The sequence below is a fragment of the Lachnoanaerobaculum saburreum DSM 3986 genome (assembly GCF_000185385.1).
GTDB classification, from domain to species: domain Bacteria; phylum Bacillota; class Clostridia; order Lachnospirales; family Lachnospiraceae; genus Lachnoanaerobaculum; species Lachnoanaerobaculum saburreum.
Genome location: NZ_GL622296.1, coordinates 2,222,940 through 2,245,511, shown reverse-complemented (window position 1 = coordinate 2,245,511; position 22,572 = coordinate 2,222,940). Strand labels below are relative to the sequence as shown.

22 protein-coding genes are annotated in these 22,572 nt (G+C 36.5%); 19 read left to right on the top strand and 3 right to left on the bottom strand.

Annotation, left to right across the window (positions count from 1 at the left end):
- Positions 1-156: 156 nt before the first annotated feature.
- The 17 genes from HMPREF0381_RS10255 to nudC all read left to right on the top strand — a co-directional run bounded on the left by HMPREF0381_RS10255 (position 157) and on the right by nudC (position 14,946).
- Positions 157-993 carry a YARHG domain-containing protein gene (locus HMPREF0381_RS10255; protein ID WP_008751909.1) on the top strand — a complete coding sequence of 279 codons (837 nt, stop codon included), beginning with the start codon at positions 157-159 and terminating at the stop codon, positions 991-993.
- Between the two features lie 9 nt (positions 994-1,002).
- Complete coding sequence (locus HMPREF0381_RS10250) at positions 1,003-2,028, top strand: N-acetylmuramoyl-L-alanine amidase family protein (protein WP_008751908.1); 1,026 nt, start codon at positions 1,003-1,005, stop codon at positions 2,026-2,028.
- A gap of 10 nt (positions 2,029-2,038) precedes the next feature.
- Positions 2,039-2,746 carry an SH3 domain-containing protein gene (locus HMPREF0381_RS10245; protein ID WP_040461381.1) on the top strand — a complete coding sequence of 236 codons (708 nt, stop codon included), beginning with the start codon at positions 2,039-2,041 and terminating at the stop codon, positions 2,744-2,746.
- A 152-nt stretch (positions 2,747-2,898) separates the two neighbouring features.
- Positions 2,899-3,135, top strand: coding sequence for a type II toxin-antitoxin system antitoxin VapB (gene vapB / locus HMPREF0381_RS10240; protein WP_008751906.1), 237 nt, complete (start codon positions 2,899-2,901; stop codon positions 3,133-3,135).
- A gap of 95 nt (positions 3,136-3,230) precedes the next feature.
- Positions 3,231-3,731: a ribosome maturation factor RimP gene (locus HMPREF0381_RS10235; protein WP_008751905.1), complete on the top strand. Its 501-nt coding sequence runs from the start codon at positions 3,231-3,233 to the stop codon at positions 3,729-3,731.
- An 18-nt stretch (positions 3,732-3,749) separates the two neighbouring features.
- Complete coding sequence (nusA, locus tag HMPREF0381_RS10230; RefSeq protein ID WP_008751904.1) at positions 3,750-4,910, top strand: transcription termination factor NusA; 1,161 nt, start codon at positions 3,750-3,752, stop codon at positions 4,908-4,910.
- Positions 4,888-5,172: an RNase P modulator RnpM gene (rnpM, locus tag HMPREF0381_RS10225; protein WP_008751903.1), complete on the top strand. Its 285-nt coding sequence runs from the start codon at positions 4,888-4,890 to the stop codon at positions 5,170-5,172. Before nusA ends, rnpM begins: the two co-directional genes overlap by 23 nt.
- Positions 5,159-5,464, top strand: coding sequence for a L7Ae/L30e/S12e/Gadd45 family ribosomal protein (locus HMPREF0381_RS10220; protein ID WP_008751902.1), 306 nt, complete (start codon positions 5,159-5,161; stop codon positions 5,462-5,464). The genes rnpM and HMPREF0381_RS10220 overlap by 14 nt, the downstream gene beginning before the upstream one ends.
- A 3-nt stretch (positions 5,465-5,467) precedes the next feature.
- A complete protein-coding gene (gene infB, locus HMPREF0381_RS10215; protein ID WP_008751901.1) occupies positions 5,468-8,362 on the top strand; it encodes a translation initiation factor IF-2 in 2,895 nt (964 codons plus the stop codon).
- 13 nt (positions 8,363-8,375) lie between these two features.
- Complete coding sequence (gene rbfA, locus HMPREF0381_RS10210) at positions 8,376-8,747, top strand: 30S ribosome-binding factor RbfA (protein ID WP_008751900.1); 372 nt, start codon at positions 8,376-8,378, stop codon at positions 8,745-8,747.
- Positions 8,740-9,687, top strand: a complete 948-nt coding sequence (locus tag HMPREF0381_RS10205; protein WP_008751899.1) for a DHH family phosphoesterase — start codon at positions 8,740-8,742, stop codon at positions 9,685-9,687. The genes rbfA and HMPREF0381_RS10205 overlap by 8 nt, the downstream gene beginning before the upstream one ends.
- Entirely contained in the window at positions 9,680-10,564 is an 885-nt protein-coding gene (truB, locus tag HMPREF0381_RS10200; RefSeq protein ID WP_008751898.1) for a tRNA pseudouridine(55) synthase TruB, read from the top strand. Before HMPREF0381_RS10205 ends, truB begins: the two co-directional genes overlap by 8 nt.
- 12 nt (positions 10,565-10,576) lie before the next feature.
- On the top strand, positions 10,577-11,527 hold the full coding sequence (locus tag HMPREF0381_RS10195) for a bifunctional riboflavin kinase/FAD synthetase (RefSeq protein ID WP_008751897.1): 951 nt from the start codon (positions 10,577-10,579) through the stop codon (positions 11,525-11,527).
- A 10-nt stretch (positions 11,528-11,537) separates the two neighbouring features.
- The gene (locus tag HMPREF0381_RS10190) at positions 11,538-11,861 is read left to right on the top strand and encodes a DUF1292 domain-containing protein (RefSeq protein WP_008751896.1); all 324 of its coding nucleotides are present in this window, start codon (positions 11,538-11,540) and stop codon (positions 11,859-11,861) included.
- A gap of 77 nt (positions 11,862-11,938) precedes the next feature.
- The gene (locus HMPREF0381_RS10185) at positions 11,939-12,544 is read left to right on the top strand and encodes a hypothetical protein (protein WP_008751895.1); all 606 of its coding nucleotides are present in this window, start codon (positions 11,939-11,941) and stop codon (positions 12,542-12,544) included.
- Between the two features lie 68 nt (positions 12,545-12,612).
- Positions 12,613-14,076 carry a nicotinate phosphoribosyltransferase gene (locus tag HMPREF0381_RS10180; RefSeq protein WP_008751894.1) on the top strand — a complete coding sequence of 488 codons (1,464 nt, stop codon included), beginning with the start codon at positions 12,613-12,615 and terminating at the stop codon, positions 14,074-14,076.
- A 15-nt stretch (positions 14,077-14,091) separates the two neighbouring features.
- Positions 14,092-14,946, top strand: coding sequence for an NAD(+) diphosphatase (nudC, locus tag HMPREF0381_RS10175; RefSeq protein WP_008751893.1), 855 nt, complete (start codon positions 14,092-14,094; stop codon positions 14,944-14,946).
- Positions 14,947-14,967: 21 nt separating this feature from the next.
- Here nudC and HMPREF0381_RS10170 read toward each other — a convergent pair whose 3' ends face one another.
- The 3 genes from HMPREF0381_RS10170 to HMPREF0381_RS10160 form a co-directional block, all read right to left on the bottom strand.
- Positions 14,968-15,357, bottom strand: a complete 390-nt coding sequence (locus HMPREF0381_RS10170) for a DUF2752 domain-containing protein (RefSeq protein ID WP_008751892.1) — start codon at positions 15,355-15,357, stop codon at positions 14,968-14,970.
- Positions 15,358-15,366: 9 nt separating this feature from the next.
- The gene (locus HMPREF0381_RS10165; RefSeq protein ID WP_008751891.1) at positions 15,367-15,765 is read right to left on the bottom strand and encodes a DUF4234 domain-containing protein; all 399 of its coding nucleotides are present in this window, start codon (positions 15,763-15,765) and stop codon (positions 15,367-15,369) included.
- A 165-nt stretch (positions 15,766-15,930) separates the two neighbouring features.
- Positions 15,931-17,508, bottom strand: a complete 1,578-nt coding sequence (locus tag HMPREF0381_RS10160) for a hypothetical protein (RefSeq protein ID WP_040461378.1) — start codon at positions 17,506-17,508, stop codon at positions 15,931-15,933.
- Positions 17,509-17,966: 458 nt separating this feature from the next.
- Here HMPREF0381_RS10160 and HMPREF0381_RS10155 point away from each other — a divergent pair, with 458 nt between their 5' ends.
- A complete protein-coding gene (locus tag HMPREF0381_RS10155; RefSeq protein ID WP_008751889.1) occupies positions 17,967-18,521 on the top strand; it encodes a zeta toxin family protein in 555 nt (184 codons plus the stop codon).
- Between the two features lie 467 nt (positions 18,522-18,988).
- On the top strand, positions 18,989-22,564 hold the full coding sequence (locus HMPREF0381_RS10150; RefSeq protein ID WP_008751888.1) for an SNF2-related protein: 3,576 nt from the start codon (positions 18,989-18,991) through the stop codon (positions 22,562-22,564).
- The last annotated feature ends 8 nt before the right edge of the window (positions 22,565-22,572 follow it).

Sequence of the window (22,572 nt, the reverse complement as noted above, 5' to 3'; positions counted from 1 at the left end):
AAGTTACTTTTTATAGTATTTAAGAATCAATTATGGTAAAATTTACTGTATAAAGAATATTCTATTACATATTTAGGAGGAGACAGTATTGAGGATATTTATCGTATAAAGGAAGACGGTAAGTGGACAATATTCAGATAGATAAGGAGGAACGGAATGTTTTGTTCAAAATGCGGTAAGCAGATAAGAGACGGTCTAAAGTATTGCACAAACTGCGGTACACCGATAGAACAGGGTGAAAGTCATAAAAACAGCGATACAGGTAATTCCGACAGGATTTTAGCAGCCGGCAAGGTAAATCTGAAAAAGGATGACAGTGCTTTAAGTCCTGTAGCTGTTTTACAGTCCGGTAACAGTAATGATACCGATACAGACAAAAATTTACCTGTAAAAAAGCCGAAGAAGAATAAAGGCTTTAAGATTGTAATCATTACAATCCTCGGTATTATCTTGGCAATTCTTCTGATTTTCTTTGCCCTCATACAGTCGGGATTTATCAGTATATCAATTGAGGACAATGAAAAACAGGAAAGTATACTTGATAAGAGTGATAAGCCGTCTAAGAAAGAAGATGATAGAAAAGCTAAGGAAAAAGAACATGAAAGTGAGAGTGAGAGTGAAGAGAGGACTATGCCGACAGTTTCACAGACTGAGCCTGATACTGTACCTACAGTGTCACAGACTGAAACCGCACCGACAACTGTGGCACTAAACAATGATTTTGTTTTGCCTGACAGCAGTATTAGAGTGCTTGATAAAAGCGAGCTGGCAGGACTTAGCGCCGAACAGTGTCGAATTGCAAGAAATGAAATCTATGCAAAACATGGAAGAATGTTTGATGATGCCGGACTTCAAAATTATTTTAATTCATGCAGCTGGTATCATGGAACTATTCCGGCAGACCGCTTCAGTGATACTATGTTAAGTGATATTGAAATTAAAAACAGGAACTTAATAGTATCTTATGAAAAGGAGAAGGGGTATACAAAGTAAGGGGTGAATATGAAAAGAAATAAGATGTACAGTTTATTATTTGCAAGTGTATTGGTTATATCTGCAACAGCAAGTATAAGTGCAAGTGCAGGTATGGCAAAGAGGAAGGTAAAACCTGTTACAAGGTATAATACTACAGAGACCGCCGCCGCTACACAGGCAAGTACTCAACCGGATGAAAAGAATACGAAAGAAAAAAGCATAGTTGCAGATAACGGAGTTTATCACTTAAGTGAAAGCTCAAAGTACAGACCGTATTTATGGAAAAATGCCGACGGAAGTGCACCTGACTATAAGGCATATGTATTTGAACCTAAGTCATTTAACGGTCATACTGTATTTGTAGATCCCGGACATGGTGACAATAATGCACCTGAAGCAAACCAAAAAAGAGAAAAATATTATCCTGTAGATGATTCACTGTTAAAGAGCATGAATACTTCTATGGTAGGAAGTAAGGCTTATGGAGTCGGTGTTGAAGCCAGAGACAGCAAAAATGTCTATGACAAAACAGAGACGGAGCCTGAGTTCAGCTTAAAGGTTGCACTGAAACTTAAGGATTTGCTTATAAATAAAGGATATCGTGTGGTTATGAGCAGAACCGATTTTAATCAAAATATTTCAAACGGTGCAAGAAGTGCTATAGCAGGTGAGACCTCGGATATAATGGTATCGATTCATTCAAATACAGGAAAAAACTCAGGTACTCTAAGCTTCTACCCCGGAGACAATGACTATATATCAGGAGATACTTATCCGGGATATACAAGTATAATGGGACTTACAAAGTCAAATATAGAGTTGTCAAAAAAGCTTGCGGAAAATATGGAAAGCAACATTACTATGACTACAGGATTAAAGAATATGGGGACACATTCGGCAGTCATTAGAATATTCTCATATTCTTCAATACCTACCTGTTTGGTGGAGGTGGGATTTGCAGATAATGCAGATGATGCCAAGATACTCTCAACAAAGAAGGATGCCATTGCGACTTCTATGGCCAATGCTATAGATCAGTATTTTAACAAGTAGTGGAGGCTTTATGAGAAAAACAACAATATATTTATTTTGTATACTTGTTATTATGTGTATTTTGACAGGTTGCGGTTCAAAAAGTATAACAATAGAACTTGGCGGTGATAACAAGACTACAGAGGAAGATAGGGATGAAAAGGAATCTAAAGAGGATGAGAGCGTTCCTACGGTGGAAGAAAACAGTATAGTAGAGACAGAGACGGTGAGTACTCAAGATATGTCACAGACAACGCAGATACAGACTCAGGCGGAAGAGGCTGCTACTGCCAATACACAGGTTTTGACTACTCTTTATGTAGTGAACTGTAATGAAAGTATTACACTTCGCACAGCAGATTCTACAAGTGCAAAGGAGATAAGACAGATACCTTTAGGTGCGGCAGTAAGTTTTATGGAGAATGCATCAAACGGCTTTTATAAAGTCAGCTATAACGGCAGTACAGGCTATGCTCTGGCATCGTATTTAAGTGTTGACCCTTATGATCACTATGTGGCTTCCACAACTGCGGCAGACTTGTCATGGAGAGGCAAAGTAGTCAGATGCAATGAATTTATAACTCTTCGTAAGACTCCAAGTACAAAGGGAGAAGAACTTATAAAGATTCCGTTGGGAGCCATAGTTACAGTCTATAGCGGTGCCGATAACGGATTTTATTATATCAATTATGGCGGAATCGAAGGCTATGCATTGGCAAGTTATATTGATGTGTATTGATATTATAGTTAGTCGGCAGCCGGCTCAATATATTTAATGCTTTGTAGGATATATGAAAACTCGTATACACAAATAGAATACTATAAAGGTTGTATAAATATTGGATCGGTATATATCTTGATATATACTTGTTTTGAAAGTGTGGTGATTTTATGTTGGCAGCAAAAGTTTTTAAAAATGGTAGAAGTCAGGCGGTAAGATTGCCTAAGGAGTATAGATTTCATTGTGATGAGGTGATGGTAAATGAAATTGATGATGTAGTGGTTCTATTGCCTAAAAATAGCAAGTGGGATTCCTTTATTACAGCTATAGATATATTTTCAGACGACTTTATGGTTGACAGAGAAGATAACGAAGTTCACAAGAGTTCCCGATTTAGAAGTGTGTAATTGGGTCAAGTAAGCATGGAATCTGATTTTCCCCTTGCATTTAGGTAAGAAATATGCTATAGTAATTAAAATATGTTTGACAGGAAAGTGGGCCGGTGGGTCCACTTTTTTATGCATATGAAAGGATGGAAATGAGCAAAAGCGAAACTTATGTAAAAAGAACTGAAGAGTTCTTGGAAAAACTAAGCAGTGAACTGAAATTTGAGTTGGTAGATATCGAATTTGTCAAAGAAGCGGGAGAATACTACCTAAGGGTGTACTGTGATATGGATGGAGGTATAGGAATAGAGGATTGTGCCGAGATTTCAAGACATCTCAGTGATTGGTTGGATGAAGAAGATTTTATTGACGAAGGATATATTTTAGAGGTATCTTCACCGGGACTTGGCAGAACTCTAAAAAAGGACAAAGATTTTCTTAGAGAACTTGGAAAGGAAGTTGAGTTAAAGCTCTATAAGGCAAGGGACGGTGTGAAGGATTTCGAAGGAGTATTAAAATCATTTGACGGTGAAAATATAACCGTAGAAACAGAAGTTAAAGACGAGGTCTTTACAAAAAAAGAAATTGCAAATATCAGATTGAAAATAGATTTTTAACGGAGGATAATACAAAGGATGAATAAGGAATTACTTGAGGCACTTGATCTCTTGGAAAAAGAAAAAAATATAAGTAAGGCGGCAATTTTAGAAGCTATTGAGAACTCATTGATTTCTGCATGTAAAAACAGCTTCGGAACGGCAGACAATGTAAAGGTAAGTGTAAATCCCACTACATGTGACTATTCTATAATACAGGCTAAAGAAGTGGTGGAAAGTCTCGGTAATAAGCCAAGCTTGGAGGATAGAGCAACAAAGATATCACTTGCGGAAGCAAGAATGCAAAATCCGAATCTGGGTGTAGGAGATACAGTGTTGGTGCCTGTTATTTCAAAAGAATTCGGTAGAATTGCAGCAGGAGTAGCAAAGAATGTTATCTTACAAAAGATAAGAGAAGAAGAAAGAAAAGTCATCTTCAATGACTACTATATGAAGGAAAGAGATATAGTAAGCGGTGTAGTAACCAGATTTATGGGCAAGAATATAGCAATAAATCTTGGCAAAATAGATGCGGTACTTGCTGAAAGTGAGCAGGTAAAGGGTGAAGATTTAAAACTGGGTGACAGATTAAAGGTATTTGTACTTGAAGTAAAGGATAATCCCAAGGGACCCAGAATATCGGTATCAAGAACACATCCCGAGTTTGTAAAGAGATTGTTTGAAGCACAAGTACCTGAGATTAGAGACGGCGTGGTTGAGATAAAGTCAATAGCCAGAGAAGCAGGCTCAAGAACAAAGATTGCGGTATGCAGTCATGAGCCGGATATTGATCCGGTAGGAGCTTGTGTAGGTGTAGACGGTGTCAGAGTAAATGCCGTAGTGGAGGAGCTTCGAGACGAAAAAGTAGATATTGTAAACTGGGATGACAATCCGGCATATCTGATAGAAAATGCACTTTCTCCTGCAAAGGTTATAGCAGTTGTAGCAGATGAGGAAACCAAGGAAGCGGATGTAATTGTTCCCGATTATCAACTTTCACTTGCAATAGGTAAGGAAGGTCAGAATGCCAGACTTGCTGCAAGACTTACAGGATATAAGATAGATATAAAGAGTGAAAGTCAGGCAAGAGAGCTTGGAGTATTTGATTCTTTAGACGGAAGTGAAAATATGTCTGCAAATACAGATAATAATGAAGATGCTGAGGCAGAAAAAGAAAATGGCAACGATATTGAAGAATAAAGTACCTCAAAGGAAATGTATCGGATGTAATGAGTCAAAGCCTAAAAAAGAATTGATCAGAATAGTAAGGACACCTGAGGGAGAGATGCTTATAGACAGCAGCAAAAGAGCAAACGGCAGAGGAGCATATATATGCAATGATCCGGAATGTTTGCAAAAGGCTATAAAATCTAAAGGCCTTAACAGAGCATTTAAGATGAATGTAGATGCAGATGTTTTGTTAAAGCTTAGTGAGGAGATGGCAAAACTTGACAAGGGATAAGGTGTTAAACTTAATTGGACTTGCAATGAAAGCGGGTCATGTGGTGTCCGGAGAGTTTTCAGTGGAAAAATATATAAAGTCAGGCAAGGCAAAACTTGTTATAATAGCCACTGATGCATCACAAAATACAAAAAAGAAATTTGAAGATAAATGTAAATTTTATAACGTTCCAATGATAATATATTCTACAAAGGAAGCTTTGGGAATGACTTTGGGCAAAGGGCTTAGATCATCAATAACATTGACTGAGAACGGATTTAAAAGTGCAATATTAAAAATCACGGAGGGATGATAATTGAGAGTAAACGATCTGGCAAAAGAAATAGGTAAAAAAAATAATGAGCTTACAGCGTATTTGAAAGAAAATGGTATAGATAAAGCAGCCATGTCAAATATATCAGCTGAAGAAGAAAAAATGCTTAGAGAAAAATTTAATAATAAAGATGGAAATAAAAAAGTGAACAGTAAAGATAATATAGAAAATAACAAAATGGCGGAAACAGCACCGGTATCTGAGGAGAAAAAAGATGAAGCTCCAAAGAGAAAGGTAAATGTTGTATTCAGACCACAGAATGCACAGCAGATGAGCGGTAAGAAACCGGCTTCAAAGTCAGGTACTCAAACAAAAAAGAGTACAAAGAAACTTTCCGATACTGATACGGTAAAGAAGGTTGCAAGCAAAAATACAAATGAAGAGAAGAATACATCCGATATGCCCAAAGAGATAAAGAAGGAAACAAAGAGACAAGAGGAGAAGGTGGTGGAGAAGGCTGTAGAGAAGGTAACTGTATCAAAATCGGTTGAAAATATTGTACAGCCTGTGGCTGAAGAAAAAAAGAATGAGGCGGTACAGGAAGAAGTAAAAGATATTGTTAAACCGAGAAATGTCTATGCAGAGATGGAAGCTGCCAAAAAAGCAAAGGAAAATGCCGCACCTATCAGAAATATATTTAAGGAAAGAGAAGAAAGGGATAAGGCAAGAGGTAAGGATTCCAGATCTCAAAACAGAGAACAGGGCAGAGATAAGAAGCCTTTTAATAAGGATCAAAAGGGTAATTTTAAAAACGACCGAAGTCAAAAAGGCAAGGACGGAGACAATAAAAACAGAAACTTTACAGGCAAGGACAACAGAAGTTACGGTGCATCAAATGACAGGAATGACAGAAACAAGGAATTTTCCAAGGATAACAATGGCGGCAGAAACTTCGGAAATAATAAACAGCAGGGCTTTAAGAAAAATGATTCATCAAGCGGAGTTCCTGTGCTTGACGGCTTAGGAAAGAAGACTTCCAACAGAGTTAATAAGAATAACTTCAAAAATAATAATAAGAATGATAAAAAGCATAGGACTGAAGACGGACCGGCAAAGGGCAAGATAAGCAAGCATCCGTTTATAATGCCTACAAAGCAAAAGGTGGAAGAGGTACAGGATGATATCAAAGAGATTATCATACCTGAGACAATAACTATTAAGGATTTTGCGTCAAAACTTAAGCTTCAGCCGTCAACAATAGTTAAAAAGCTTTTCTTAAAGGGGCAGATAGTTACAATAAATACAGAGCTTACATTTGAGCAGGCTGAAGAGATAGCCCTTGAGTATGATGTTATCTGTACTATGGAAGAAAAGGTGGACGTTATCGGAGAACTTCTTGCAGAAGAGGAAGATCCGGAGGATACTCTGGTTCCAAGACCGCCGGTAGTAGTGGTAATGGGTCATGTTGACCATGGTAAAACATCACTTCTTGATGCTATCAGAAAAACAAATGTCACAAGCAGAGAGGCCGGAGGTATTACACAGCATATCGGTGCATATATGGTAAAGATCAATGGTGAACCTATTACCTTCCTTGATACTCCGGGCCATGAGGCATTTACCGCAATGCGTATGCGTGGTGCACAGGCTACAGATATTGCAGTTTTGGTTGTAGCGGCAGATGACGGCGTGATGCCGCAGACTGTTGAGGCTATTAACCATGCAAAGGCGGCAGGTGTTGAGATAATAGTTGCGATTAACAAGATTGACAGACCGGCTGCCAATATAGACAAGGTAAAGCAGGAACTTTCAGAGTATGAGCTTATACCTGAGGATTGGGGAGGTTCTACTATATTTGTACCTGTATCGGCAAAGACAGGAGAGGGCATATCAAACCTTCTTGAGATGATTATACTTACAGCCGAGGTGAAGGAACTTAAGGCTAATCCGAACAGAAGGGCAAGAGGTCTTGTAATAGAGGCCGAGCTTGATAAGGGTAAGGGACCTGTGGCAAGAATACTTGTTCAAAAAGGTACTCTTCATGTAGGTGATTTCATAGCGGCAGGAGCCTGCTCAGGCAAGGTTCGTGCTATGATGAATGATAAAGGAGTAAAGGTAAAAGAAGCCGGACCTTCTACACCTGTTGAGATACTGGGACTTGACAATGTGCCGAATGCAGGTGAGGTATTTGTAGCTACAGAAAATGACAAGGAAGCTAAGGCATTTGCCGCAACATTTATCTCAGAGAGCAAGAATAAGCTTATAGAAGATACTAAGGCTAAGCTTTCACTTGATGATCTTTTCAGTCAGATTAAGGCGGGAAATGTCAAAGAACTTCCTATAGTTGTAAAGGCGGATGTACAAGGCTCTGTTGAAGCTGTAAAGCAGTCACTTACAAAGCTTTCAAATGATGAAGTGGCTGTAAAGGTAATCCATGGCGGTGTAGGTGCAATCAATGAGAGTGATGTTGTATTGGCTGCTGCAAGCAATGCAATCATTATCGGATTCAATGTAAAACCTGATCAGATGGCAAAGGCTACTGCCGAGAGAGAAAATGTAGACTTAAGACTGTACAGAGTAATCTATCAGGCAATAGAAGATATTGAGAGTGCTATGAAGGGTATGCTTGAGCCTATATATGAGGAGAAGGTTATCGGACATGCTGAAATCAGACAGATCTTTAAAGCATCAGGTGTCGGAAATATTGCTGGCAGTTATGTACTTGATGGTAAGTTTGTAAGAGGCTGTAAGGTAAGAATCACAAGAGATAACGAGAAGATCTTTGACGGAAATCTGGCATCACTTAAGAGATTTAAAGATGATGTAAAAGAGGTCGCTGCGGGCTATGAATGCGGTCTTGTATTTGAAAAGTTTAATGATATAAAGGAATTTGACCTGGTAGAAGCATATGATATGGTAGAAGTTCCAAGAAGTTGACAGAAAGGAATGTATGAGAAAGAATAGTTTGAAGTCCACTATGATTAACTCTGAAGTGATGAAGACTGTATCTGAAATCATCAGAGGAGAGGTAAAGGACCCAAGAGTTGCACCTGTCACCAGTGTTACAGATGCAGAGGTTACAACAGATCTCAAGTATGCTACAATATATGTCAGCGTACTTGGAGATGATGAGCAGTCAAAGAAGACATTATTAGGGTTAAAATCTTCAGCAGGCTTTATCAGAAAAGAGCTTGCAAGAAGATTGAACCTAAGAAATACACCGGAACTGAAATTTGTTTTGGATGAGTCATTGGCTTATGGTATGAAAATGGATAAGCTGATAGATGAAGTAATAAAAAAAGACGAGACAGGCAATGAATAAATTATTAGAGCTTATTGAGAAAGCAAAGAATATAGCGATTACAGGGCATGTAAGTCCTGATGGAGATTGTACAGGCTCAACACTTGCACTTTATAATTATATAACGGAAAATTTTGAAGATAAGCAGGTGAGAGTTTGTCTTGAAAAACCGTCAATGAAGTTTTCATATATGAAAGGGTTTGATCTGATAAGTGAGGACCCGTTCTTAGAAGCTGATTTGTTGGTATCCTTAGATGCTTCAGACAGAGAAAGACTGGGAAGCAGAGGTGTGATGCTTGATACTGCAAAAAACAGCATCTGTATAGATCATCATATCACCAATACAAACTTTGCCGGGCTTAATATAGTGGAGGACTTTAGAAGCTCCACATGTGAACTTTTGTATACACTGCTGGATTATGAAAAAATCAGTGTAAATACGGCTGTTTGTCTCTACACCGGTATAGTACATGACTCGGGAGTGTTTAAGTATCAGTCTACTACAAGGCAGACTATGGAAATAGCGGGCGCACTTATAGATAAGGGATTTGATTTTACAAAGATTATTGATGATACCTATTTTAAAAAAGACTTCAATGCTGCAAAGCTTCTGGGTCTTGTGCTTACAAATGCAAAATTGGAGTTTAACGGTCAGTGCTGTTATGGAGTTCTTGACTATGATACATGGACAGGCTATATTGACGATAAGAAAAAGATGGACGGCATCATAGACAATCTTAGAAATATATCCGGTGTTGAGATAGCACTGTTTATGTACGAGTCTGACAAGGGCGAATATAAAGTCAGTCTTCGCTCTATAAATAAGAATGTAAGCTCTATTGCTACAGCACTTGGTGGTGGCGGTCATATCAGGGCTGCCGGTGCTACAGTGTACGGTAGGGCTGATGAACTTCTGAAAAATGCTATATTGCCTATGATAAAGAAAGAACTGGATGGCTGAGAATATTTACAACGGAATAATAAATATCTTCAAAGAAAAGGGCTTTACATCTCATGATGTTGTAGCAAAGATGAGGGGTATATTAAAGCAAAAAAAGATAGGACATTCAGGTACTCTTGATCCTGACGCTACAGGTGTACTTCCGGTTTTACTTGGCAATGCTACAGTGCTGTCGGATATGCTTACAGATAAATCTAAAGAGTATGAGGCGGTAATGCTTTTAGGAGTTTCCACGGATACACAGGATATTACGGGTAAAATCTTAGAAAAAAGAGATACATCAAATCTTAATAAAGATATGGTAAAAGAGGTAATACTGTCTTTTTTAGGTGAATATATGCAGTTGCCGCCTATGTATTCCGCACTCAAAGTGGGCGGTAAAAAGCTTGTAGACCTGGCAAGAGAAGGTAAAGAAGTCAAAAGAGAGCCGAGAGCGGTATATATTTTTGATATCGATATAATGGATATAAGTTTGCCCGAAGTCAAATTTAAGGCTAAAGTATCAAAGGGTACTTATATAAGGACATTATGTCATGATATAGGAGAAAAGCTTTCGGTAGGAGGTTGTATGGAGTCACTTATAAGAACCAGAGTGGACAGGTTTTACATAAATGACGCAATTACCCTGAAACAAGTTGAAGAAAACAGAGAGTGTATAAAAAAGAATATACTGAGTGTGGAAGAATACTTTTCATTTCTGCCGAAAATAAATACCTCTCCTGAATTTGACAAGTATCTGCATAACGGCAATAAGTTAAAGCTTGACAAAAAGCCGGAAAACAGTGAATTATATAGATTGTATGATTCAAAAGACAGATTTATTGCAATATACAAAAAAGAGATGACTGAGCTAAAGCCATTTAAGATGTTTTTATAGACAGGTGATAATGTGATTACATTTATAAATACAACTGATATAAATATAACAGAAAAGACAGCTGTTGTTATTGGAAAGTTTGACGGTGAACACAGGGGACATAGAAAATTATTCAGGACTTTGAAGGATGAGGCGAACAAAAAAGGACTGAAGACTGTGGTATTTTCATTTAGAACATTGCCGTCAAACGTTGTAAAAAATAAACATACAACACAGATTTTCACAAATGTGGAAAGAAGAAAAAAATTAGAGGAACTGGGAATTGATTACTATATAGAATATCCTTTTGATATGAATATAGCCAGACTTACAGGTGAGGAGTTCTTAAAAGATATACTTATAAAAAAGCTTGGCATGGCAGAAATAGTAGCAGGAGATGATGCGGCTTTCGGATATAAAAAAAGCGGCAATGTTGAGCTGCTGAACAGACTTTCAAAGGATTTGGGTTTTGATGTAAAGATAATTACAAAGGAAAAGGATGAATTCCAAAATGATATAAGCTCCACTCTTATCAGAGCAAAGCTTGATGAGGGGGATATGGAAGAGGCAAATAAGCTTTTAGGAGGAGTGTATTCTATAAGCGGTATTGTTGAAGAAGGCAATAAGCTTGGTGCCAAGCTCGGCTTTCCGACACTGAATCTTTTCCCTTCAAGCGGAAAGCATTTGCCCAAGTCAGGAGTGTATGCTTCAAGGGTAAGAATAGGTGATGATGATACACTTTACCTTGGTCTTACTAATGTAGGCTCAAATCCAAGTATAAAGGATGATAAAAAGGATCATATTGCAAGAGTTGAGACATATCTCTACAATTTTGATGCCTCACTCTATGGACGAGAGATAGAGGTGTATCTATATAAGTATATAAGACCTGAGATAAAATTTGACAGTTTAGAGGCTTTAAAGAGCCAAATAAGCAAGGACAAAGAGGAAGTACTAAACTTCCTGAACAGTTGGGCAAACTGAAAGGAGATTTATGGAAGAGAAGGATCTGTTTGAAAACGGTATTGTAGATGACGGCAGTGTATCTGTGTCTATCACGCTTGATGATGATACGGTATTGGAGTGCATTGTACTGAATATATTCAGTGCAGGTGACAGAGAGTATATTGCGGTAATGCCTGAGACTGATGACGAAGAGGGAACAGTATATCTGTATAGATATTCTGAGACAGCTGACGGCCAGCCTGAACTTACAAATATAGAGACAGATGAGGAGTATGAGATAGTGGCGGATGCCTTTGACGAGCTTCTTGATGATGAAGAGTTTGAGGATATGCTTGGAGAAGATGAGTTATAAATAAGAATGTGAATTTAAGTTACAGTTTGATTGTTCGGTGAAACTGTAACTTTTTACATATTATATGGTGAAAGAAAATGAAAAAAGAATTAGACTATTTTTATGTTGAAAAGAAATATGGATGGGATCAAAATGATTTTAAAGATCTTTGGATGAACAAGGGAGGTTGTGCCTGTGTAACAGCCTGTGACAGCTTTATTTATATGAGAAAATATATGGGTAAAGATAAACTCTATCCATATGATATTGAACATATCGGTACACTTGATTATATTGACTTTTCAAACAGCGTAAAGCCGTATTTAAGACCGAGGTGGACAGGTATTGACAGACTTGAGATATATGTGGATGGAGTCGGTGAGTTTTTAGAAGACATAGATGAGCATTCTATAGGTTTGTCTGAATTTTCAGAAGATAATCCGCTTGAGGATGCGATAAAGGTGGTGAAAGCACAGATAGACGGAGGTTTTCCGATACCTATGCTTGAATTGATGCATAAAAATCCTAAGTATAAAGATTTTTCATGGCATTGGTTTTTGCTTACAGGCTATGAAGAAGACGGCGATAAGTTTATGGTCAAAGTAGTAAGCTATGGAAGCTATAGATGGTTTGACCTTGGTGAACTGTGGAATACAGGGTATAAAAGAAAGGGCGGACTTATATTATTCAGCAAAAACACTTGACAATATCTTAAATAAAGCATAGATTGATAAAAAAGGCTTAGGCAGTTGCAAAAAAGGATGGAATAAAGATGGATAAGAGAAATTTGACACTATTGACCGACTTGTATGAACTTACAATGATGCAAGGATACTATGTGGAAAACAATGTGAATGAAACGGTTATCTTTGATATGTTCTACAGATCAAATCCGAATAAGAACGGATATGCCATTTGTGCAGGGCTTGATCAGGTTATTGATTATATCAACAATCTGCACTTTGATGATGAAGATATAGAATATCTTAGAAGTACAAAAATATTTAGAGATGATTTCTTAGAGTATTTGAGAGGCTTTAAATTCACAGGAGATATTTATGCCATACCAGAGGGCAGTGTTATTTTTCCGAGAGAGCCTCTTGTTAAGGTTATTGCACCTATAATGCAGGCACAGCTTATAGAAACCGCACTGTTAAATATCATCAATCATCAGTCACTTATAGCAACAAAGGCTGCCAGAGTAGTCCTGGCGGCGGAGGGTGACGGAGTGATGGAGTTTGGGCTGAGAAGAGCACAGGGACCGGATGCAGGTATTTATGGTGCAAGAGCGGCTGTGATAGCCGGCTGTGTAGGAACCAGCAATGTACTGTGCGGAAGGATGTTTGATGTGCCGGTACTTGGAACACATGCACATAGCTGGATTATGAGCTTTCCGGATGAACTGTCGGCATTTAGAGCATATGCAAAGACTTTTCCGACAGCATGCACGCTTTTAGTGGATACCTACGATACCTTAAAGTCAGGTATACCGAATGCGATCACAGTATTTAAAGAGATGAGAGCGGCAGGTATACCGCTTAAGAACTACGGTATAAGGCTTGACAGCGGTGACCTTGCATATCTTTCAAAGAGGGCTAAGGAAATGCTTGATGAGGCAGGATTTAGCGATGCGGTTATTTCAGCTTCAAATGATCTGGATGAAAATATAATCTCATCACTTAAGCTTCAAGGTGCCGCTATCAACAGATGGGGAGTGGGTACAAATCTTATTACATCCAAGGACTGTCCTGCATTTGGCGGTGTATATAAGCTTGCAGCGGTTAAGGATGATAAGACAGGTGAGTTTATACCGAAGATAAAGCTTTCAGAGAATGCAGAAAAGATTACAAATCCGGGAAACAAAAAGATCTACAGAATCTATAATAAGAAGACCGGTAAGATAATAGCGGATTATATATGTTTGGAAGATGAAGTTTTATCAGAAGATGAATCACTTATGCTTTTTGATCCTGTGGAGACATGGAAAAGAACAAAGTTAAATACAGGTTCATTTGAGACTAAGGAATTATTGGTTCCGATATTTAAAAATGGTGAATGTGTGTATAAGTCACCTTCAGTTATGGAGATAAGAGAATTTTGCAAGCAGGAGCTTGACACTCTTTGGGATGAGTCAAAGAGACTTGCATATCCGCATGAGACCTATGTAGATCTGTCACAGAAGCTTTGGGATATGAGATATGAGCTTTTACAAAAATATCATTATCAGGAATTATAGTATAGAAAGAATATTATGATACAGGAGATATACCCGAAGGTCTTTTATCCTGAATATAGGAGAAAAAAGGCCCAAAAAGAAAATAATAAGAATTCATTTGTTTTGCATTTTGAATACAATAAAGTGATGCTGATAAAGGATGCACTGACAAAAGAGATTAGACTGCCAAGGTTTAAAGACTTGGAGGAAGATATTGAGGATATATATGATAAATCCGTCTATGTAAATGCAGTAGATGATGAGGAGTTTTATCTGGCAGATGATATGCAGGTGCCGGAGTTTGGCGGCTTCTATATGGAGGGGATGCAGGTATTTCGTGAGTTTAAGCCACAATATCAGGCATTTGCAGGTATCAGTGCCTCACAGGTCTACAGATGGATGCAGAGCAGAAAGTACTGTGGATACTGCGGGACTAAAACAGAGAAGTCAGGTACTGAAAGAGCTTTAATTTGTCCGAAATGTAAGCATATAGAGTATCCTAAGATATCTCCTGCAATCATAGTGGCTATCAGAGACGGCAATAGACTGCTTCTGACAAAGAATGCGAAGGGTACATACAAGTTTTATGCACTTGTAGCAGGTTTTGTGGAGGTAGGAGAGACACTTGAAGATGCTGTAAGAAGAGAGGTGAAAGAAGAAGTAGGGCTTAAGGTGAAGAATATACAGAGCTATAAGTCACAGCCTTGGTCATTTTCAGACTCTTTAATGGTTGCATTTATTGCAGATTTGGATGGTGACGATACAATTACCTTACAAAAAGAGGAACTTTCTGAGGCAAGATGGTTTGAGAGAGAGGATGTACCTGTACTGCCGTTTCATATCAGTGTAGGACATGAACTTATACAAAAGTTTAGAGACGGGGAAATATAAAAAGTCGGGGAAACCCGACTTTTAAGGCAGTCTGTAAGGATAAAAAGGTAGATTCCTTACAATACCGTATATTATCAAAATAACTATAATTAAAATCATTGTATTGTTTTCTAATTTACTTATTTTTCTTTGACCTGTTCTTATATATCTTATCTGATAGAAGATATAATAGAGTGCTATGAGAGGTGTCAGAAAGACAAGTACCTGATTATAATAAAAGGCTGATTTTATATCACCATGTGAGATTGACACGCACATTCTGCTGACACCGCAGCTTGGACAGTTCAGATGTGTAAGTGTTTTGAACGCACAAGGGATTCTTATATGAAAATTATAGAGTATATATAAAAAAATACCAAGGCAAAGTATTGCAATGGTATTTTTTATTGTTCTTTTAAGTCTGTCTTTCATATATTTATATTATAATGTAGGCTTATCAACTATGGTATAATTCTGTTCATCGGCAATAACATTGATACTGTTTTGTAATAGTATGTATACAACCATAATCAAAATAGGTATAAGATATCCCAGTATAATAAGTATCAAATACAAACTGGAACGATTTTCAGGCATTCTACCAAATTCTATTGCTTTTTGATCTAATAGTTCACCTGCCTTATAAAACCAATATATAGAGTATATTCCACAGGTAACAATACTCAGAAGAATAACTATTATAGGAGACATACTGTCAGGGTCTTCTGATATGGTATTAATATCGCTAATCATGCAATAAAGCCAGTAGATACCATAAATACCACAGGTAACAAAAGTTAAAATAATACATGTGGCTATATTCTTTTTTTCTAAAGTCATAATACTCCTTTCAAGATATGGTATAAATAAAGTTTATCACCACTTATAATGCTAATGCAGTGTACCAAAAAATAAACTTATTGTAAAGAGAATAAATATAATTGTAAAGTTTTATTTTATATTCCCTCTAAATATTTATTTCAGACAATCTTGAAATAAATGACACTACTCTTTAACAATATCTCTTAAAGCTCCGGTGTGGTCAAAAATCAATTGAAGTTTTTCACCTTCAGTATCAGGAAGCTTAAATTCACCGTATTCATCCTGCTGTGGAGATGAAATTTGTGCACTGAAATTATATTTTACAGATTCCGGAATAGGGACGTAATAAACAATATCCGTTGAAAGCTCGCTTTCTGTAGGATTATCAGGCAGCGGACGGTACAGTAAAGTATTTTCGCCCGTTTTCCAGACCTCGGCATTTTGCTTAAATTCACTGTCTGACCACTGTTCAAAAACCTTAGGCTTATCGCCGCCCTTTCTGACAACTATATATTCTGTGTTTAATCTGCTATAGCTCATTCTCCATCCTACATCCTGATATGGGGTATATATTTGGGTGAAGACCATCAATAATAAATCTCCGTCAACCAATTCCGCTTTGCCGATTGACTTACCTGTCTGACTGTTCGGATCAACTTTAAAAAGATCTGAAATCAGAGGTTGTCTGCCTTTTCGGTCAATTTTATAAACGGATCCCTCATCAATATCAAGCTCACCGTCAGATCCACCTGCTACAATATCAATTTTCCCGTTATTTGCAAAAATAAGTGGAATATTAGGAGCCGTTTCTTCCTGTATGCCCGTATCTTGAGATATAAGCTCCAGACTGTTTTCTTCTAAGCGGGCTTTATAAATTTCTACATTTTCCAAAAAATGTCCTGTTCCGCCATAATATCCAAATGTTAGATAAAACTCTTTTCCATCCTCAGTCAGTCTTTTAAATTCCGGAGAGGAATATGATTCTTTATTTTCATTAAGATTTCCTACAATAATATTTTCCTCAGGTTTATCAAAACTTCTTCCAAAAATCTGTCTTGAAGTAACATTATACCCGTCCCCGGAATAATTATCACCTTCTATGAGGAAACCGTCATTTACAAAACCCAGAAATACAACAGGGGAACCTTCTTCACTTGCCCAAATATAAGGTGTCTCTTTAGAACTTAAATCTATAACAACGGCAGAATCCCAATCTCCCTTAGCCAGATACTGCCCGTTTTCACTTATTCCAAGTATCGCACCTGCTCCAAGTTCTTTCCTGTCTTCTCCCTCCATATTTACACTATAGCTTTTTGATGTCCCGTCATCAGTCATTTCCGACAGATAAAACCTTTGATTACTATAGTACAGTTTACCATAGCCGCTATCTTTAAAGAGTTCCTCTACCTTACCGTCTTCTCTTAGACGGCAAATCCATGAGATACCGGTGTAAGTAGGATATTCTAAAAACTCACCGAATAATGCATTTTTCTCCAATGCATATTCACCGTATTTTCTAAAATATATATCAGAACCGATTTTAACAAAATAAGCACCGTTATTTATAATGTTCTCATTTTGTACATTACCGTTATCCTGATTTTCACCTTGCTTTTTTGCATCACTTTTTTCTGTTTTATCAGAACTTTCTGAGCTTTGCTCTGTTTTAGTATCGGACTCTGCTTTTTGTGAGAGAGTGCAGGAACAAAGAATCATTCCCATACAAAGCATTACAAAAACGGATCTTACTCTTTTTATCATATCTCCTCCTTATAAATCAATCGTAGTTGTAAGATTGCTTATTTTTAAATGTGACATTTGCTTTTTTAGAACCATTAACAGTTCCAATATAAAAGCAATAATTGGTATATGTTTAACTTTATTGAGTTAAACCACGTAATAATTCCAAAGAATGATATGGAATACAGCATATTTTATATGTCTTATTATAGCATTTATGATAGCTTCGGTATATAGATAAAACCAAATTATTTACGGGAGAACTTTTTGATGAAATATAAATAATACAGATGTTGCAAGGTTTTCTTACGCGATTTTAAATCTATATAAAGGTAAAGCCCGAATTGCTTGCGTATTTTTAGAGAAGATACTACACTATATTTAAAGAAATTTCGATTCAGGCAATAATATTAAATGGGATTGTTACAGAATTTATTATGCTCTAAGAGAGTGAAAAGTTTAATTTTATAAGATTATGTATGAAGGAAACAGATAAAAATATGTTTAGAACGGAGAAAATAATGATCGTTTTAATAACAGGTGCATCACATACAGGTAAGACTGTGCTTGCTCAAAAATTACTTGAAAAGTATAAATATCCTTATTTATCGATAGACCATTTGAAAATGGGGTTAATTCGTAGCGGATATACTAAACTTACCGTTAAAGATGATGATAAGCTTACAGAGTATCTTTGGCCTATTGTTCGTGAAATGATTAAAACCACCATAGAAAACAGGCAAAATTTTATTGTTGAAGGATGCTATATACCCTTTGATTGGGTTAATGATTTTGAAAAAGAATATCTTGATAATATAAAATACTACTGTCTTGTAATGAGCAAAAAATATATTGAGAGTAACTTTGATAATATAAAAAAATATGCAAATACCGTAGAAAGTCGCATAGATGATGGATGGTGTACTATGGAAAGCGTCTTAGAGGAAAACACTAAATTTTTTACAGGTGCAAAAAAACATAATGCAAACATTGTATTTATTGATGACAGTTATAAAGTAGATATTGATTTGTGAGGAGGGTGTTAAAGCAAAAAATCGACTAAATTTGTAAAAGGGTGAAGGAGGAGAAACATTAAGTACTTTTTAAAGAAAGCTAATATAGTATATTTGTAAAGTTGTGTATTTGAAGAAAAGATACATATAAGTAAGTTTGAAAATGTATCCGTAAAAGTTGAATATGTAATTGAAATTATAATTGAACGGTTTTTTGAAATAACGTATAATATAAGTAAATATGACGAAAATGTGATTATCAATATTTAGTGTCATTACAATTTATGAAAAAGGTTTAAGAGATTTGCTAATCCTTAAAATTGGTTTTAATTTTGTGTAATATATTACTAATACTAACATTTATTAAGACATGTGTAGATTTAAATATAATAGTAGTTAATACTACAATCCCACTTTTAGTATATGAAAAATGAGTCACATGTTAGTCATAAATATAAATAAAATAGCAATATAGGAGAAGATGTTATATGGATACAGTCTTATTGAATAGTAAGATGAATGAGTATATGTTTCGACTGAATCGGAAGATGAGCGAATGGCTGTCAAAGAAACTTCCAAAAATCACTGATGATTGGTGGCAGGACTTAGTTATCAATAATCTCAGCCCACATCAGAGAGAGAATGTTCTTCGAGGCGGTATTAAGGAAATTGAAGGTCTTGATTTGGCAGCATTACTTCGTATTGTATATCGTAACTGGTTTGTTATTACAGGTATGTTTTATCTTAACAATAAGGAACGTGAAAAAATTCATGATATGCAGCAGATTAGGAATGATTGGGCACATATTGCTCAAAATCGTATATATAAAGAGAAGGTTATTAATGATATAAATGTTATTATTGATCTTATGTATACATTTGATGCTTCTATGCAGGAAACAAGAGATATGGAAGCTTTAATTATGGATGTAGAAGAAGATAAGGATTTACAGGGAGTAGTATCGGAGGATACTGTTAAAAAAACTGGAGTATTGGAGGCTTCCGAGAAAATAGTCATATCTGAAACTACTGATATTACAGTGGGAAGTGTTGTGACGCTTGTAAGTAATTCTAAGATTATCGGTGCAGTTATTGCAATAGATGGTAACAGCTACTCAGTACTGATTAATGGTGATATACAGAAATTTTATCGTGAGCAAATTCAATTACAGGAAAATAAAAAGGCAGAATATTATCTTACATTAAAAGAAGTACGTGCAGCACTCACAGCTTATCAAATAAATAATCCGGGTTCAGGGAATTTGTATTCGTTAAATGCAGCCAGAATTGATTTTGTACCATACCAGTTCAGACCGGCTCTGAAAATGATTAAGTCAGACAGCCCACGTATACTTGTAGCGGATGATGTAGGTGTAGGTAAAACAATTGAAGCAGGTTTAATTCTAAAAGAAATGGAAGCAAGATCTTCTCTAAGTTCAGTTCTTGTTATATGTCCACGACCTCTTGTAGCTGAGAGAAAATGGCAACTTGAAATGAAGCGTTTTGATGAAAATTTTACTCAGTTAGATGGTAGGACACTTGCAGAATGCATACAGGAAACAGATCGTGACGGAGAATGGCCTGAAAGATATAGTAAAACAGTTATCCCGTATTCTTTATTTAATGAAGATTCCATTCTTGGAACGCAGTCAAAGTCCTCAAAAAAACATAGGAATTTAGGCCTTGCAGAGCTTGATCCGATTCCACATTTTGATCTTTTAATTGTTGATGAAGCTCATAATATCCGTAACTCTAATACATGGATGTATCGTGGAGTTGAACTTTTTTGCCGTAATGCTGATGCAGTTGTATTCCTTACAGCTACACCGCTTCAGAACAGCAATAATGACTTATATACAGTACTAAACCTTTTAAGACCGGATTTAGTTATTGATAAGGATACATTTAAGACTATGTCAGAGCCAAATAAGTTTGTTAATAATCTTCTTCATATTGTGAGAAATCAAGAAGAAGACTGGCAGAAAGCAGGAAAGCAGGAAATATCTAATATACTTGGAACCACATGGGGAAGAAATGTTATTCAGCATAATCCTGACTTTGAAAAAATTTTCACTGTCTTGGACAAAAAGGATTTATCCAGAGATGAGAAGATTAAGGCAATATCTATTATAGAAGGATTTCATTCATTCCATACAATGATTAATCGTACCAGAAGAAAAGATATCGAAGATTTCTGTATTCGTAGAACGCAGACTGTAAAAGTTCCGTTCAATAGTATTCAAAAAGATCTTTACGATACTTTGATAGAGTTTGAAAGTACTGCCTTGGCTCAGTTACATGGTAGACAGAGTGTACGTTTTATGCTTTGCACAATTATGCGTCAGGCATCCAGCTGCATTTATGGTCTTGCACCATTTATGAATGATTTAGTAGATAAGAGATTAGCACAGATTCAGGAAGATGGTGAATTATATGAGAATGATTTTGAACTGAATTCGGATGAGGAAAACACTTTGTTTGAACTGGCTGATGATATATCAAAACTATCGAAGTCTCTTACTATAGACGACCCTAAATTTATGAGACTTCTTGAGATAGTGAATCAGAAGCAGAAAGAAGATAATAATCGTATTATTGTATTCAGTTCATTTAGACACACACTTGGTTACCTGAAGAAGAATTTAAAAAAACATGGTATCCGTGTAGGTCAGGTAGATGGATCAGTACCAGACGAGGAGAGATTTAATCTTCGTAAGAGATTCTTACTTGATAGGAATGAGAAGGATGCAATAGATGTTCTTTTGTTTAGTGAGGTTGGATGTGAAGGTCTGGATTACCAGTTCTGTGATTCTATGATCAACTATGATTTACCTTGGAACCCAATGAGAATTGAGCAAAGAATTGGACGTATTGATCGTCGTGGTCAAAAGAGTGATACAGTAAAGATCTATAATATGATCACAGAGGATACAATTGATGCTGTGATTTATGACAGGTGTCTTTCAAAGATTGGAGTGTTTGAGGAAAGCATTGGTGATTGCTCAGAAATTCTTGGCGATATTTCAGATCAGATATTCAAGATTATGTTTGATTCTGAGCTTACGGATGAAGAACGTAAGATGAAGATTGAGAAGATGGCAGACAATGAAGTAATGAAGGTTCAGGAGCTTCACCGTTTGGAGCAGGAAGAAAAATCATTGTATGGATTTGACCTTTCAAAATATATGATAGATAAGGATGTTCAGGAAGCTGAAAATCAGTGGATTAATCCTCAGAGCATGAATGAGATGGTGGGTGTATTTTTTAGTGATTACCTTGGACATGGGGAGTATTTGAGAGGTAAAGCAGAACTAAAGACACTTAGACTTGCTTCAGATAAGCGCAGACTACTTCTTGACGATTTACTCTCAATGCAGCTATCGGCTAATAATAATGCTGTTAAGATTTGGAAGGCATACCTTAAGTCTGATAAACCGGTTCTTTATGTAACCTTCGACAGTAATTATGCTAAGGATAATAGAGATATTACTTTCCTTACACAAATGCATCCGCTGGTTATGAGTGCAGCAGCATATGTGAGTAGAAAATTCCCATGTAATCTTAGTGTGTGTATTTCAGATTCAGGAATACCGTCAGGCAATTATGAATTTACAATTTATGCATGGAAGTATGTTGGATTAAAACCTGATATAAGGTTAATTGCTATCAGTGATAATGAAGAGGTTGAGAAGAATATTCTTTCATTCATTCATTATGCTTCTGAATACTTAGGTAAAGAAGCGTTTCATTCTGACCAATGGGATGACATGGATAGATTGCATTACCGAAGATGGCAGATTGCAAAAGATGTATATACAAAAGATGTTAGAAATGAGTGCGAATACCGCTTGGAGCAGATAGCACATTCCGCTAATCAGCAGGAGACCATTGTTAGAGCTCAGATTGATGCCGCAACAGATGATAAGATTAAGAGAATGAGAGTATCACAGCTTGAGAATCTCAAGAAGAAATATGAAGAACAGAAAAGAAAGGTAGAAGAGACCATTAGTAAGGCAGATATTCACACCAATTTACTTATTAGAGGTGTATTGCATGTGGTCTAAAAGAATGT